This window comes from Helicobacter pylori, assembly GCF_900120335.1.
Lineage (GTDB): Bacteria > Campylobacterota > Campylobacteria > Campylobacterales > Helicobacteraceae > Helicobacter > Helicobacter pylori_BU.
On sequence record NZ_LT635477.1, the window covers coordinates 115,499 to 131,662 of the forward strand.

Below are 16,164 nucleotides of genomic sequence, written 5' to 3' on the forward strand. Positions count from 1 at the left end.
AGCGATTATGCCTAAACTCATTAAATGGAGTAAAATTAAGGATAAAATTTGAGCTTATTAAGATCGATCAAGGAGCTTTCATGAAAACGATAGAATGGAATGAGGAGCAAAGAAAAGCGTTCCAAGACTTGTTAAGAGAGTTTGTAGCGCTAATAGATGCTAAAGCACAAGAGGAAAAGCAAACGGGTAAAAAACCAAAGATACCAAAGTATGTTTCAAGTCAAAGAGGGCTGAACAAGTTTTTAGCGCCATGGGGTTGTGCGTGCAAAATCAGTCTTGGCTCTTGGGACTTATCCCATGAGCCATCCATCGCCTTTTGCCGTCAGGATATTTTAGGGGAAGAGTTTGTCAATGGTAAAAAACCAACCCCCAAAAAAGGTTTTTACCTTTGGTTTGCTTACTGTTGGGAAGATTTGAAAAAGATTTCTCTTTGCATAGGTCGATCCGACGAGGAGGATAAGAAAGAAGAGTGCCAAAAATGCTTGGCGTATGACAAGATCGTTATTGAAAACGCATGCTATCGAAAGCTCTATGACGATTTAGAAGCCGATCTTGAAAGCATTACCAACGATTTTTTACGCCTTATTAATGAATTCAATCAAATCCCCACTGTGCATTTTAAATTAGAGCCATCTAGCGCAAGCCATTAAGAAACAACCCCATACCAAAAAGGAACTCCCTCATAAGGGATTTTCCTAAAATCCCACCAACGCTTTTTAAACTAAACCTTGAAAAACTATCATTTGATTAAAACCAAGCTTTGATATTTGGATTAAAAAACGCTATTTTTTAGATTTTGTAATTGGTATCCCATTGATGAAAATGAGAAAAGCAAGCAAGTTTTGATTAAAACCGCCCGCTTGAAAGAAGTTTTTAAGCGCGTTTAAATTTCACTCCACTTCCGCATCAATCACATCATCGTCTTTTTTCTTGGGCTGCTCGGCGTTGTTTTTATTCGCCATGGCTTCGCCTAGTTTTTGAGCCGCTTGCGCTAACGCTTTGGTTTTGTCTTCAAGCTCCGCTTTAGTAGCGTTATCGTTTTTGATGCAATCTTTAAGGGCGTTAATGGCGTTTTGGATCTCATTAGCGTCGTTTTCATTCAAATTCGCCTTATGCTCATCAAGGCTCTTTTGGGTTTGGTGCGCCAAACTATCGGCATGGTTTCTCGCTTCAATCACTTCTTTCTTCCTGGCGTCTTCTTCTTTGTGCAATTCAGCGTCTTTAACCATTTTTTCAATTTCGCTATCAGACAACCCGCTAGAGCCAGAAATTTTAATCTCTTGGCTTTTGCCGGTATTTTTATCTTGCGCTGACACGGTTAAAATCCCGTTAGCGTCAATATCAAAGGTTACTTCAATTTGCGGCACGCCCCTTGGAGCTGGCGCGATGCCTTGCAAATCAAATTTACCCAAAGATTTATTATCCCTTGCCAATTCCCTTTCGCCTTGTAAAACCATGATAGACACAGCGGGCTGGTTGTCTTCAGCGGTTGAGAACACTTGAGATTTTTTCGCAGGAACAGTCGTGCCTCTATCAATCACTTTAGTCATCACGCCCCCTAAAGTTTCAATCCCAAGGCTTAAGGGCGTAACGTCTAATAAAAGCACATCTTTCACATCGCCTTTTAACACGCCCCCTTGAATGCTCGCTCCCACCGCTACGACCTCATCAGGATTCACGCTTTTATTCAACTCTTTATTAATAAACGCTTTCACCCTTTCTTGGACTTTAGGGATACGAGTAGAGCCTCCCACCATCACCACTTCTGAAATCTCATTTTTGGTTAGCCCCGCGTCTTTAATCACGCTTTCAATTTTAGAAATCGTTTCTTCCATGAGATCTTCTGTCAAGCTTTCAAATTTAGCCCTAGTGAGTTTTTTAACCAAGTGTTTAGGCCCGGTAGCGTCTGCGGTGATAAAGGGCAAATTGATTTCAGTCTCCATCGCAGAGCTTAGTTCTTTTTTAGCGTTTTCAGCCGCTTCTTTCAGGCGTTGCAACGCCATCACATCGTTTTTAATCTCAATGCCCGTTTCACTTTTAAACTCAGCCGCTAAGAAATCGATCACACGATTGTCAAAATCATCGCCCCCCAAAAACGCATCGCCCCCTGTGGCTAAAACTTCCACGACATTATCGCCTGTTTCTAACACGGTAACGTCAAAAGTCCCCCCACCCAAATCATAAACCATGATTTTTTCGCTCTCTTTTTTATCCAAGCCGTAAGCTAACGCCGCGCTGGTAGGCTCATTGATGATCCTTAAAACGTTAAGCCCTGCAATCGTGCCGGCTTCTTTAGTCGCCTTCCTTTGGCTGTCGTTAAAATAAGCAGGAACCGTGATAACCGCTTCCGTAACGCTTTCGCCCAAATAACTTTCAGCGTCTTCTTTGAGCTTCATTAAAATTTTGGCTGAAATTTCTTGAGGGGTATAAATTTTACCTGAAATCTCAATCGCGCAAGCCCCATTCCTATCCACAATCTTATAAGGCAAGCGTTTTTCAGCTTCTTTAGCCTTATCTTCATTAAACATCAAGCCCATGATTCTTTTAATAGAATAAATGGTTTTTTCTGGGTTAGTAACCGCTTGTCTTTTGGCGCTCTCGCCCACTAAAATCTCGCCCTTATCCGTAAAGGCTACAATAGAAGGAGTGGTGTTTTTACCCTCTTTATTCGCAATAATCTTCGCTTCATTGCCTTCATAAACCGCCATTGCGGAGTTGGTTGTCCCTAAATCAATTCCAATAACTTTTCCCATGCGTTATCCTTTCTTATTAAAATAAATGTTTTAATCGTTTTTAGCAATGCTCACCATTGCCGGCCTCAAAACCCTACCCTTATACTTGTAACCCTGTTGCAAAACCTGCACGATTTTCCCGTTTTCTTTTTCTTCGCTTTTGACTTGCATGATCGCATTGTGGAAATTAGGATCAAATTCTTCTAAGCATTCAATCCCCTCAATGCCATGCCTTGCCAAAACTTCATGCAATTTTTCCATCGTAAGCTCCAAGCCTTTGGTTAAAGCGCTCTCTTTATCCACTTCTAAAGCGCTCTTATGAGCCCCAAGAAGCGCATCAATCACCGGCAATAGATCCAATGCGATTTTTTCATACGCATACTCTAACGCCATGCTCTTGTCTCTTTCTAAGCGCTTTTTCACGTTTTCAAAATCCGCATGCGCTCTTAAATATTGTTCATGCATTTCTTTGTATTTAAGCTCAAAATCTTCCTTGATCTCGCGTTCTTTTTCGCTCGCTTCTTGCTTTTCTTCACCTTGTTGTTCTTTGCAAGCGCAAACCTTTTCGCAAAATTCTGGCTCTTTTGGGCTTAAATGATCGTGTTCTTGGTTGTGTTCATCTTTCATTATTCCTCCTCAGAAATCGTTTGAAAAAACCCTTCATAGTCGCATTCCAACTTCCCCACGCAAAGCAGTTGCGCTTGCTCGTTTTGAAATTCTATAGGGCGTGTTACTAGCATGCAATCAGGCTCTATAAAATGCAACCCCTTTTTGAAACGCTCCAAAACCTTACCCTCTAAAATGTCAAAAAATAAAGGGCTGTTTAAAAGCGTTTTTAACCCCATCAGATTAAAGCGTGTCATTTGCGTACTGGAATACTCCAAGCGCTCTAATTGCCTGGCCAAACTCAACGCATTGACAGAAGCAGCGATTAAACGCACTTCTTTAACGCTCCTGCCCACAAGCTCTAATAAAAATTTCTCCATTTTAACGCTGTAACCCACCGCGCAAGAAAACGCTAAAAAATCCAAAATCAAAAAGCGTTTTTCACACTCAATGACCCTTTCCAAACGCTCCAAGCTGGGTTTTTTTAACAGCGCAAAAAGCCCAAAGTTTTCACTCGCGCTTTTTAAGCGTTTTTCATTCACCTTTAAAATTTCAAAGCGCAACGACTTTTGCCAATAGTTTTCAAACGCCTTAAAAGTAGGCAATCTAGCGCCGCTAGAATGGGCTTGATGGAGCATGCCTTCTTTAGAAAGGATTTGAAAATAATTCCTGATCGTCGCGCAAGACACTTTCAAATTCGCCAACTCTTTCAAGCGTTTAGAGCTAATGGGTTCTAAAGTCTGCAGATAGGTTTTAACAAACGCATCTAACAAACTCTCTTTTTTATTCAAATCAGAACCTACTTTAATTCTTTTTAACATCGTTATTTAAAACATCTCGTCAATCACCATTTTGATGAAAGAACGATCGCATTATAGCGCAAAAAGTTAATAATCTATCACTTGTTTTGAAAAAGTGATAAAAATTACCCGATTTTTCTTTAAAGTTTAGTCTGTATCACTAAATTTATTTACTAGCATTAAATTAAGATTTTTTATAGATTTGATTTAATTTAGATCTGTTGGGCAACTAATACCTTTTATTAAAAAAACTTGTTATCATGTTAAACATGAACACACACACAAGAGGCATTGACAGTGGGCTGATTCATTCGCTCCAAAGCATTTCATTATCCATGTTTAGAAAGGGTTTTTTTGGGCTTTATCAAGGCTCCATTTCGGCGCGCATTGGCGCTAATCAGTTTGTGATCAATAAAAGAAACGCTGTTTTTGATCAATTGAATGAAAACACCTTACTGGTCTTGCATGACAAGATAGATTACCGCTGGAAAGAAGCGAGCCTGGATTCGCCCATTCATGCGAGCGTGTATAGGGAGTTTTTGGACGCTAAATTCATCGCTTACGTGCGCCCTCCTTATAGTTTGGCGTATTCTTTGCGCCATAACCGATTGCTCCCTAGGGATTATTTAGGGTATCGTTCTTTGGGCGAAGAAATCACCATTTTTAACCCCAAAGACTATGACAGCTGGCAAGAAAGAGCGGATACAGAAATTTTACGCCAACTGCAAGAGAGCAAAAAATATTTTGTTTTCATTAAGGGGTGTGGGATTTTTGCCTACCATAGGGAGCTTTCTAAACTCATGGAAGTTTTTGATTTGATTGAAAATTCATGCAAGGTTTTACGATTGGGCGATTTAATGGATTATTGCTATAATGACGATCCACGATTGAGCGTGTAAAAAGCTAAAAAGGATAAAACATGACCATCAACACCCATTACACCCCTAATTTCACGCAACTCCAAACCTTGAATAATATCAATAATGACGCAACCATAAAGGACAGGAATCAAGTAGAGCAGGATTTACAACAAAGCAGTATTCAAGATGGTTTCAGTCAAAACAATACGCAAAACGCCCCTGATTTTGACCGGTTACAAGCTTTAAACGCTATCAACAACGACGGCGAAATCAAGGATAAATCCCAAGTTGAAAAAAGCCTTGCTGATAGCGAAAATGCCCCTGAAATTTATTCCAGCCTAGACACATACGCTTAAAAAAAGGGGGGTTTTACCATTCCTTCAAAGCCATTTTAATCGCTTCTATCACGCAATCCATCCCACCCGCTAAACTGAAAAGCCAGTATTTGTGCGCGTAAATGTATTCTAATTGCTTAGCCCTTAATCCGTCTTTATTATTCGTTTTTTTACACACGATTTCAGCGATATGCAATTCCTGGTGGAAGATGTAAGATTGTATCGCATCCATGAAATACGAATTGAATCGCTTGTCATCAAAAAGCTCTTTAACGTTGTCAATTTCAGCACTCAGATTTTCTAATTCTTCAAAATCCAACTCTTCTAATTTGTTTTCTTCATGAAGCTTTTCCACTTTTTCTAAAAACTCTGCCACCTTTAAAAACGCTTCTTCAACTTGCGTTTTTTTCTCATTGGCGTATTTGATGATTTCTTCGCATTTTTGTTTGGCGATTTTTAAATTTTTATCTTGCTCTGATTGGGTAGGATAAATAAGATTGATAGGGGGCTTTGGCTTGGATTTATCTATTCTTTCGCACACTTCTTTAAAGGGCATTTCTTTAGTCCCTTTAATCCTAGCCCCCCCTTCAGTAGCATTAATGACTTCTAGTTTATAGGGCGTGTTAAAAATATCTTTTTCAAAAAATTCTAAGAAAAGTTTCCACACTAAAGTGGTTTCTACTTCCCCATTACCCCCATATTTTTCTATAAAAATCTTATCTTTATCCTTTTTAGGCTTGATCTCTTTATCGCCATAAATCGCCCCACTAGCATGGCTGTTACCGCTTTGTGAAAAGCTCAAATCTTGCCCGATAAACACGCATCTTTTGAAACGAGAATGCACCACTAATTCATACGCCATGTTCGCTGCACTCATGCCTATGCCCACATAACCATACTGGTGCAAATCAAAAAGGTTGGTATAACCAAAGGGGCGGAAGCTGAATTGCTTAACCCCCTTTTTAATCGCTTGAATCAATCGTTTATGCACAATGGAAGTCAAAGCAAAAATAACGCCTTCTTGAAAATCTAAGGGGGTTTCTTCGTAGAATTTCGCCGTTAAATCCACCCTTTCTAAAGACAGCACAATATCAGGCTTGATACCGGCTCTGGCTAGAATAGGGAAAGAAGCATCAATGCAAAAGAGCGTCGCATAAGGAGCGATTTCTTTTAAAAGGGGGAGTTGCTTGTTCAAACTAGGCCCGGTTGAAACAATAATAGCGGTGTCTCTGTTTTTCAAAGCATTCACAAAATCCACCAAACTAGGGCTTTTGACGACTTCAGGCAAATTAGCGGCATGCTGTTTGATGCCTATCAGCGCGTCTTTAGCGTCATTGCCCACGCTAATAGCGCCATGCTCTAAAGCGCGCGTGAAATGCTGGTTGATTCCTATCATTTGATGAGAGTATCGTTCATAATAAGCGTTAAAAAGTTTTAAATCATACATTCTTGCGTATAAACGAGATTTTTTATCCATATCAAATAATGAAGCGATCATGTTGTAATTGCAAAAACTTGCATGCAACAAGATCAAACGATTTTCTAAAATCTCAGTGGAAAAATCCAAGAGATTCAGCACAATGAAAATAATTTCTATTTCAGGCTCAATGACCACCAAGCGTTTTAAATTGCCATTGCCTAAAAGCAAGCGATAAAACACCCCATTACCCAAGCCAAAATAATACAAATAAGGATAAAGCATGTAAATTTCGCTATTTTTGTATAACTCTAAGCTTGAATCTAGCGGGCTTTTTTCAAATAAGGGCGTGTTTGTTTCTTTATCTAAGAGGTTGAAATTCGCGCTATCATTCCCTAAAAACACTTCGTATTTTTTGTTTTCTTTAATGGCTTTGAGCTTTGCGAACAAAAGAGGGTCTTTTTTGAAAAGAGCTTGTAAGTTTTTTTGATAAATATCCATTATTTTAACTTATAAAAAGGGCTAACGCCCCCTTAAATTAAGGGCTGTTATTGTAAAAGCCTTAAGACATTCTGTTGCACCGCATTCGCTTGCGCCATAGCAAAACTCCCGCTTTGCGCCAAAATATTGTATTTAGAAAAGTTCGCACTCTCTTCAGCAAAATCCACATCTCTGATTTGAGACTCAGCCGCTTTAACATTCACTTGGGTTACAGAAATATTATTAATGGTGGTAACCAATTCCATTTGCACCGAACCCATATCCGATCGGATCTTGTCTAATTGCGTGCGTGCTGAATCCGCCATATCCATCACAATCATCGCCCCTTTAAGGCTTGTTACCCCAGCCCCTATACCTTGAGAATTGGTCTCCGCTTGCGCGCCATTAGCGTTCGCTCCGGCTGCTGAAGCCACATTCGCATCAAAAATGCCCCTAACCGCTCTCAAATTCACGGTGTATTCTGCCACCCCTTGAGCAGAATGAAAGCCCACATGGCTAAAATTCACACCGCTCACAATGATGTCTCTAGCGTCGGTTCTGGTCAAGGTTAAGCGCCCAATAACCGCATGCTGTGTCCCAGAAATCCCTGCAAAATTCCCTCCCCCAAAAACCTGACCGCTCGCGCTCGCTGCATGCACTGAAATCGCGCGCCCGTCAATGGAGTGCAAATTAATGCGCCCTTGAATATCCATGCTCGCTTCCACGCCGGTCCTGTCTTTGACGGAGTTAATGGCGTTAGTCAATCTGCCGTCGGCGTCGTTTTTATGCACATCATTCACGGTCCCAATTTCTACGCCATTAATGGTAAGCTCTCTCACGGTTCCTGATTGCACGGGAGTGCCGCCGGTGGCCATGACATTATAAGAAGCCCTAACGCCTAGAGTGTTAGAAAAGCGGTTGATGATTTCGCTTAACGCTCCAATCCCAGTGCCAGCGCTTGTAGAAATGCGCACGGTTTCAATCTTATAATCATTCACGCCATTGACTTGTTTGAAATTCAATCCCACTTCAGTCAAGTTTTGCGCCGCCGCGCTAGCGAGCATGCCTGCACCACTAAAAGAAGAAGTTTCCATGCGCACATGCCCAATCTTATCTGAGCTCGTTGAGCCAATAGACGCCTTAACCGTGGTGTTAGAATACGCGCCAATTTGAAATTCTTTGTTAGAAAAACTTCCTGAAAGCATTTGTTGGCCGTTAAAGCTTGTGGTGTTAGCGATATTGTCTAGTTCTTCTAGCAACCTTTGAATATCGCTCTGGAGCGCTCTTCGGCTTTCTAAAGTTTGCCCATCTTGAGCGGCTTGAACGGCTTTGGTTTTAATGGTGTCTAAGATTTTGATTTGCTCATCCATCGCTTTATCTGCGGTTTGAACCATACCAATAGCGTCATTAGCGTTGCGAATCGCCTGGCCTAAATTCGCGCTTTGACTCCTTAAGCTATCAGCGATCGCCATCCCACTAGAATCGTCAGCGGCTTTATTGATCCTAAGCCCTGAGCTTAACTTTTCAAGCGAGCTTGAAAGGTCTCTGTTGTTTTGAACCCCTACCGCATGAGAAGTTAAAGCGGCGATATTGGTATTTATCCTAAAACTCATGTTTGCATCCTTTGCATAGATATTTGCTGTTAGTCAAGCAAAGGGTGTTCCAACTATTTGATTTTTAGCGCCGTTATAGAATTTTATGGTTTAATGAATCGTTTAGTCAAAATTCTATGCTACAATCATTCATTAATAGGTATAAACATTCCATTAAAGGCGTTCAATGAAGCACCTTATTATCGTAGAATCTCCCGCAAAAGCCAAAACCATTAAAAATTTTTTGGATAAAAATTATGAAGTTGTTGCCTCTAAAGGGCATGTCAGGGATTTATCCAAATTCGCTTTAGGCATTAAGATTGATGAAGCCGGCTTCACTCCTAATTATGTCGTGGATAAAGACCACAAAGAGCTTGTCAAACAGATCATAGAGCTTTCTAAAAAGGCATCTATTACTTATATCGCTACCGATGAAGACAGAGAAGGGGAAGCGATAGGCTATCATGTGGCATGTTTGATTGGGGGGAAATTAGAGAGCTATCCTAGGATTGTTTTTCATGAGATCACGCAAAATGCGATTTTAAACGCTCTAAAAACCCCACGACAAATTGACATGTCTAAGGTCAATGCCCAACAAGCCAGGCGTTTTTTAGATCGGATCGTGGGTTTCAAGCTCAGCTCGTTGATTGCATCAAAGATCACTAAAGGTTTGAGCGCTGGGCGGGTGCAAAGCGCGGCCTTAAAGCTTGTGGTTGATAAAGAGAGGGAAATCAAAGCCTTTAAGCCTTTAACCTACTTCACGCTAGACGCTTTGTTTGAGCCAAATTTAGAAGCGCAACTCATCAGCTATAAGGGTAACAAACTCAAAGCCCAAGAGCTGATTGATGGGAAAAAAGCCCAAGAGATTAAAAACGAATTGGAAAAAGGAAGCTACACTATCTCTAGTATCGTTAAAAAATCCAAAAAATCCCCCACACCGCCCCCTTTCATGACTTCCACTTTACAGCAAAGCGCTTCCAGTCTTTTAGGCTTTTCGCCCACAAAAACCATGAGCATCGCTCAAAAATTATATGAGGGTGTAGCCACCCCGCAAGGCGTTATGGGGGTGATCACTTACATGAGGACTGATAGCTTGAATATCGCTAAAGAGGCTTTAGAAGAAGCGAGGGCTAAGATTTTAAAAGACTATGGCAAAGACTACCTACCCCCTAAAGCCAAAGTCTATTCCAGCAAGAATAAAAACGCCCAAGAAGCCCATGAAGCGATCAGACCCACTTCCATTATTTTAGAGCCAAACGCCTTAAAAGACTACCTTAAACCTGAAGAATTAAAGCTCTATACTTTAATTTATAAACGCTTTTTAGCTTCTCAAATGCAAGACGCTCTTTTTGAAAGCCAAAGCGTGGTTGTGGCTTGTGAAAAAGGCGAGTTTAAAGCGAGTGGGAGAAAACTCCTTTTTGGTGGCTATTATAAAATCTTAGGCAATGACGATAAGGACAAATTGCTCCCTAATTTGAAAGAAAATGACCCCATTAAATTAGAAAAACTAGAGAGCAACGCTCATGTTACAGAGCCTCCGGCGCGCTATTCAGAAGCGAGTTTGATTAAAGTTTTAGAAAGTTTAGGCATAGGCAGGCCCAGCACCTACGCCCCAACGATTTCTCTTTTACAAAACAGAGACTACATCAAGGTAGAAAAAAAGCAGATTAGCGCTTTAGAGAGCGCTTTTAAAGTGATGGAAATTTTAGAAAAGCATTTTGAAGAAATCGTGGATTCCAAGTTCAGCGCTTCTTTAGAAGAGGAACTAGACAATATCGCTCAAAATAAAGCCGACTACCAGCAAGTTTTAAAGGACTTTTACTACCCCTTTATGGATAAAATTGAAGCCGGGAAAAAGAATATCATCTCTCAAAAAGTGCATGAAAAAACCGGCCAATCATGCCCTAAATGCGGGGGGGAATTAGTCAAAAAGAATAGCCGTTATGGGGAGTTTATCGCTTGTAACAATTACCCTAAATGCAAATATGTCAAACAAACTGAAACCGCTGATAATGAAGCCACGCAAGAATTGTGCGAAAAATGCGGAGGGGAAATGGTGCAAAAGTTCAGCAGAAATGGGGCGTTTTTAGCTTGTAATAACTACCCTGAATGCAAAAACACCAAATCGTTAAAAAACACCCCTAATGCAAAAGAAACAATAGAAGGCGTGAAATGCCCAGAATGCGGGGGGGATATTGCCTTAAAAAGGAGCAGAAAAGGCTCGTTTTATGGCTGTAACAACTACCCTAAATGCAATTTTTTATCCAACCATAAGCCCATCAACAAGCGTTGCGAGAAATGCCATTATTTGATGAGTGAAAGAATCTATCGCAAAAAAAAGGCGCATGAATGCATTCAATGCAAAGAACGCGTGTTTTTAGAGGAAGATAATGGCTAAAGAAAATCCGCCTGTCGTTTTTGGGCCTATTTTATCCAGGCGTTTTGGGAAGTCTTTGGGCGTGGATTTATCGCCCTCTAAAAAACAATGCAATTACAATTGCATTTATTGCGAGTTGGGTAAAGCCAAGCCCATTGAACGCATGGAAGAAGTGATCAAAGTGGAAACCTTGATTAACGCTATTCAAAACGCCCTAAACAACCTCACCACCCCCATTGATGTTTTAACCATTACCGCTAATGGCGAACCCACGCTATACCCTCATTTATTAGAGCTTATCCAAAGCATCAAGCCTTTTTTAAAGGGCGTTAAAACTTTGATTTTAAGCAACGGCTCACTCTTTTATGATCCAAAAGTCCAACAAGCCTTGAAGGAATTTGACATCGTTAAATTTTCTTTAGACGCTATTGATTTGAAAGCCTTTGAAAGAGTGGATAAACCCTATTCTAAAGACATTAACAAGATTTTAGAGGGGATTTTGCGCTTTTCTCAAATCTATCAGGGGCAACTGGTGGCTGAAGTGCTTTTAATTAAGGGCGTGAATGATAGCGCGAATAATTTAAAACTCATCGCTGCATTTTTAAAACAAATCAATATAGCCAGAGTGGATTTAAGCACCATAGACAGGCCCTCAAGCTTTAAAGCCCCTAAATTAAGCGAAGATGAATTATTAAAATGCTCTTTATTTTTTGAAGGGCTTTGCGTGAGTTTGCCTAAACGATCCATTACTCAAGCTAAAAAATTGGTTTCTTGCGGTATAGATGAATTACTCGCTTTAATTTCCAGGCGCCCTTTAAGCGCAGAAGAAGCTCCTCTAATCTTAGAGCCTAGCGCCTTTAAACATTTAGAAACTTTATTAAACCATAAGCAAATCACGATTAAAAAAGTCGGCTCTTTGGAGTTTTATTGCGCGTTTTAACCTCCATAGGTAACCCATAGTTTTACCTTACTTTAGGGATAGCTCAAGCTTTTAAATAAGGATCTCTTTTACCAAATAACGCCATACCATAAAAAATCAAAAGCCGACAGATCATTAAAAACTTGGTGTAATGTTTTTAATCGCTACATCCTTTTACTATAACCATAACCCGCTTTTTCTACTTTTTTCTCGGTATTAGCAACTGCTTCTATTTCTTTACTAACATCAGCAAATATTTTTTGAACGAACAAAAGGCTTTGAGAGGTTGAAAGGTGGGCTTGTGGGTCTGGTTTTAAACTCCTCATTTCAAGCATTTTAGCTTGAGCTTTAGAGCGTATTTTTAGATTTTCTTTTTGCCATTCTTCTGTAGCTTTAAAATCTCTAGGATCTAGCTCTAAATAAGCGATAGAACTTGGTTTATAAAAATCCACTTGTTTAGCGATAGCTTTTTGTGAATAGGGCAGAGATTCCAGCTCTTTTTGCAAATAAGCTATAAGCTCTTGCGCTTTTGATCCTCTTTGAGAGCGGGGTTGTTTAGAGTTTGGGAGGTGTTTTGGCTGGATAGGGGTTTGATTGGTTTTTGTGGGTTTAGGGGTTTTGCATTCAGCTTCTATTTCTATAGCAATACCAGTAGTAATACCGGTCTTAATTCTTGCTTTTTTAATAAACAATTGACCATGTTTTTCTTGGCAATTTTGTTCTGTTTCTTTAATGAAATCTTTCTGTTCTTTAATTAAATCTCTTTGTGTATTAATTGTCTTTTGTTTTTGCTGTTCTAACTCTATCCCACTCTTATTTGCCTTCTGTTTTTCTTGTTCTGTCTTTTGTCTTTCTTGTTCTGCTTTTATTTGACTATTAGCGAGTTCTATCCCACTCTTGTTTGTTTTCTGTCTTTCTTGTTCTAACTCTATTTCACTCTTATTTGTTTTCTGTTTTTCTTGTTCTAACTCTATCTGTTTATCAGTATCACCAACGCTACAAGCGGCTAATAATAAACTTGCCGCTATTGTGAGTCCTGAATACTTCCACCAATTGATTCGATTTTCTTTTTCAGCTTGTTTGGATTTATCCTGGACTTTATCGTCCAATTCTTTCGCTTTCCTACACGCAACATGGGTCAATACTACTAATGCCGCCCTGCTTTTCTTGGGGTGTTTTTTTACAAGTTCTCTAACTCTCTTTGCGATCTTTGTAAAAAACCCACTAATTGATCTGATTATATTTGTAATGGCACTCGCTTGTTTAAAATGAGTCTCTTTATTTGCCTTTGTGTCAGCTGTCTCTGTGTTTTTGCCAACTTTATTTGTTTTTCCTGTTTTTACTGATTCCATTACCAACCTTTTTTCAAAAAACAATCCCACTTTTCAAAATTATACCATGGAAACTAATACGAAAAACCCACTCAAGTTAGATCAACCCATTTATTATCAATGTGCAGTTAAGCCATGGTCTTTCAATTCTTTTTCTAACTTGGCTACGGCGTTCCAAGTGGGGATCACGCTGTCAGGGTTTAAAGAAATGGAAGTGATGCCCTCTTTGACTAAAAACTCTGTCACTTCAGGGTAATCGCTTGGGGCTTGCCCGCAAATCCCGCAATATTTGTTGTGCCTTTTACAAGCTTCAATCGCTTTTTTAAACATTTTTAGCATCGCTTCATTCCTTTCATCAAAGACATGGCTGACTAACTCGCTGTCTCTATCCACGCCTAAAGTGAGTTGGGTTAAATCGTTTGATCCAATAGAAAAGCCATCAAACAAGCTTAAGAAATCATCAGCCAAAATGACATTCACCGGTAATTCGCACATGATATAAATTTCAAGCCCGTTTTTACCGGATTCTAAATTGTTTTTCCTTAAGATTTCTAGGACTTTTTTACCCTCTTCAATGGTGCGCAAAAAAGGGATCATCACTTTCATGTTCGTTAAGCCCATTTCTTCCCTTACTAGCGCTAAGGCTTCACATTCCCACGAAAACGCTTCATTATAGCTTTCTGAATAATACCGACTAGCCCCCCTATAGCCAAGCATGGGGTTTTCTTCATTGGGTTCATAGCTAGAGCCGCCAAGCATGCGCATGTATTCATTGGATTTGAAATCGCTAGTCCTTACAATCACAGGTTTAGGGTAAAACGCCGCGCTGATCATGCCAATGCCTTCAGCGATTTTTTTCACAAAAAAATCTTTAGGGTTAGCATAGCCTGCCATGAGGTTTTCAATTTCATTTTTTTCTTTCACGCTTTTTTTGTGGTGCAAATCCACTAAAGCTAAAGGGTGGGCTTTGATTTGATTTAAAATAATCATTTCCATTCTGGCTAACCCTACGCCGTGATTAGGGAGTTGAGAAAAGCTGAAAGCTTTTTCAGGGTTTCCAATGTTAATGTAAATTTTTGTTTGAGTTTCTTGCATATTAGAAAGCTCCACCCTTTCAATTTCATGCTCATAAATGCCTGCATACACATAGCCCTCTTCACCTTCAGCGCAAGAAACCGTGATTTCCATGCCGGTATAAAGGCTATCAGTCGCCCCGCTCACCCCAACAATGGCCGGCACGCCAATTTCTCTAGCCACAATAGCGGCATGGCAAGTGCGCCCCCCACGATTAGTGATAACCGCGCTCGCTTTTTTCATGCAAGGCTCCCAGTCTGGGTCGGTGTTATCCGTAACTAAAATTTCGCCTTCTTTAAAAGAATTCATATGCTCCAAATCATTGATGATGCGCACTTTCCCTGATCCGATTTTACTCCCAATCGCTCTGCCTTGCAAGATAATCTCTTTCTTTTCGTTAGGGTTTTTGAATTTGAATTTTTCAAAGACTTGATTTTCTTCTTTACTTTTTTGGCTTTGAACGGTTTCTGGACGCGCTTGAACGATAAAGATTTCCCCGCTATCGCCATCTTTAGCCCATTCTATATCCATGGGGCGGTATTGTTTGGCTTCTTTAGAGTAATGTTTTTCAATTTCAATGGCGTATTTGGCTAAAATCAGCACGTCTTCATCGCTCAATGAAAAGGATTGCCATTCTTTTTTGGTGGTTTTAATGTTTCTAGTAGGGTGTTCGCTACCCCTTGGGGCATAGACCATTTTTTGCGTTTTATTGCCGAGCTGCCGTTTGATAATGGGGCGTTTGTTTTGCTCTAAAGTGGGCTTAAACACATAAAATTCATCAGGGTTTATCGTGCCGCCCACCACATTTTCGCCTAACCCCCACGCTGAAGTGACAAACACCGCGTCTTTAAAACCGGTTTCAGTGTCAATAGAAAACATCACGCCCGCGCTGCCTTTATCCGCTCGCACCATTTTTTGCACCCCCACGCTCAGCGCGACTTTTAAATGATCAAACCCACGACTCGCCCTATAACTAATCGCTCTGTCGGTAAAAAGCGACGCTAAACAGGATTTGATATAGTGGATCAATTCTGTTTTACCCTTAATGTTTAAGTAAGTGTCTTGCTGCCCGGCAAAAGAAGCGTCTGGCAAATCTTCTGCAGTAGCGGAGCTCCTTACAGCCACATCGGCTTCTTTCATGTGGTATTGCTGGCTTAAAATCTCATAAGCTTGAAAAATCTCATCTCTCAAATCGCTAGGAAAAGGCGTGCCAAAAATAAGCTCTCTGATTTGTTTGGAGCGGATTTTTAACACATCAATTTCCGTGGCATCAACATTTTCTAAAAGCTCTATGATCTTTTGTTTAGCCCCCCCTTGCTCCAAAAGATACCAATACGCTTCGCTGGTGATCGCAAAGCCATCAGGCACTTTAATCCCAATTGGCACTAATTCTTGAAACATCTCGCCAATGCTAGCGTTCTTGCCCCCAACCAGATTCACGTTCTTATTGTTCAACTCTTTGAAAAACTTGATATATCGCACAAAACTCCCTTAAAATTATCATTAAGTCTTTTAAAACAAAAATCCAATTAATGAATGATAGCATGATAGAGCTTTAGTTTAAGCTAGTTTGTATTCTAAGCTTTGTTAATAAGGGGTGTATTCTTTTTGGTTTATGATTTTATTGTATAATAGGCGGTT

General features: G+C 40.1%; 12 protein-coding genes. 5 read left to right on the forward strand and 7 right to left on the reverse strand.

The features are described from left to right. Nucleotides 1-80 precede the first annotated feature (80 nt). Complete coding sequence (locus CS889_RS00600) at nucleotides 81-650, forward strand: hypothetical protein (protein WP_089086516.1); 570 nt, start codon at nucleotides 81-83, stop codon at nucleotides 648-650. Nucleotides 651-890: 240 nt separating this feature from the next. Here CS889_RS00600 and dnaK read toward each other — a convergent pair whose 3' ends face one another. The 3 genes from dnaK to CS889_RS00615 are packed head-to-tail and all read right to left on the reverse strand — an operon-like array spanning nucleotide 891 to nucleotide 4,159. Further along, nucleotides 891-2,753 (reverse strand): molecular chaperone DnaK, encoded by a 1,863-nt coding sequence (dnaK, locus tag CS889_RS00605; RefSeq protein ID WP_089086517.1) that lies wholly within the window; start codon nucleotides 2,751-2,753, stop codon nucleotides 891-893. Between the two features lie 30 nt (nucleotides 2,754-2,783). After that, complete coding sequence (grpE, locus tag CS889_RS00610) at nucleotides 2,784-3,359, reverse strand: nucleotide exchange factor GrpE (RefSeq protein ID WP_089086518.1); 576 nt, start codon at nucleotides 3,357-3,359, stop codon at nucleotides 2,784-2,786. Next, a complete protein-coding gene (locus CS889_RS00615; protein ID WP_089086519.1) occupies nucleotides 3,359-4,159 on the reverse strand; it encodes an HrcA family transcriptional regulator in 801 nt (266 codons plus the stop codon). Before CS889_RS00615 ends, grpE begins: the two co-directional genes overlap by 1 nt. A 239-nt stretch (nucleotides 4,160-4,398) precedes the next feature. Here CS889_RS00615 and CS889_RS00620 point away from each other — a divergent pair, with 239 nt between their 5' ends. Both CS889_RS00620 and CS889_RS00625 read left to right on the forward strand, forming a co-directional pair. Next, nucleotides 4,399-5,037, forward strand: a complete 639-nt coding sequence (locus tag CS889_RS00620; RefSeq protein WP_089086520.1) for a class II aldolase and adducin N-terminal domain-containing protein — start codon at nucleotides 4,399-4,401, stop codon at nucleotides 5,035-5,037. Between the two features lie 20 nt (nucleotides 5,038-5,057). Further along, on the forward strand, nucleotides 5,058-5,354 hold the full coding sequence (locus CS889_RS00625) for a hypothetical protein (RefSeq protein ID WP_089086521.1): 297 nt from the start codon (nucleotides 5,058-5,060) through the stop codon (nucleotides 5,352-5,354). Nucleotides 5,355-5,367: 13 nt separating this feature from the next. Here CS889_RS00625 and CS889_RS00630 read toward each other — a convergent pair whose 3' ends face one another. Continuing rightward, the gene (locus CS889_RS00630) at nucleotides 5,368-7,251 is read right to left on the reverse strand and encodes a motility associated factor glycosyltransferase family protein (protein ID WP_172825084.1); all 1,884 of its coding nucleotides are present in this window, start codon (nucleotides 7,249-7,251) and stop codon (nucleotides 5,368-5,370) included. Nucleotides 7,252-7,298: 47 nt separating this feature from the next. Further along, nucleotides 7,299-8,843: a flagellin B gene (locus CS889_RS00635; protein ID WP_000010012.1), complete on the reverse strand. Its 1,545-nt coding sequence runs from the start codon at nucleotides 8,841-8,843 to the stop codon at nucleotides 7,299-7,301. Nucleotides 8,844-9,009: 166 nt separating this feature from the next. On the opposite strand from CS889_RS00635, the gene topA reads away from it, so the two are divergent. Together topA and CS889_RS00645 are read left to right on the forward strand one after the other, a co-directional pair. Further along, nucleotides 9,010-11,220, forward strand: coding sequence for a type I DNA topoisomerase (gene topA, locus CS889_RS00640; protein WP_089086523.1), 2,211 nt, complete (start codon nucleotides 9,010-9,012; stop codon nucleotides 11,218-11,220). Next, nucleotides 11,213-12,139 carry a radical SAM protein gene (locus CS889_RS00645; protein ID WP_089086524.1) on the forward strand — a complete coding sequence of 309 codons (927 nt, stop codon included), beginning with the start codon at nucleotides 11,213-11,215 and terminating at the stop codon, nucleotides 12,137-12,139. The genes topA and CS889_RS00645 overlap by 8 nt, the downstream gene beginning before the upstream one ends. 143 nt (nucleotides 12,140-12,282) lie before the next feature. Here CS889_RS00645 and CS889_RS00650 read toward each other — a convergent pair whose 3' ends face one another. Together CS889_RS00650 and ppsA are read right to left on the reverse strand one after the other, a co-directional pair. Continuing rightward, on the reverse strand, nucleotides 12,283-13,470 hold the full coding sequence (locus CS889_RS00650; RefSeq protein WP_089086525.1) for a DUF874 family protein: 1,188 nt from the start codon (nucleotides 13,468-13,470) through the stop codon (nucleotides 12,283-12,285). A 96-nt stretch (nucleotides 13,471-13,566) separates the two neighbouring features. Then, complete coding sequence (ppsA, locus tag CS889_RS00655) at nucleotides 13,567-16,005, reverse strand: pyruvate, water dikinase (RefSeq protein ID WP_089086526.1); 2,439 nt, start codon at nucleotides 16,003-16,005, stop codon at nucleotides 13,567-13,569. Between the last annotated feature and the right edge of the window lie 159 nt (nucleotides 16,006-16,164).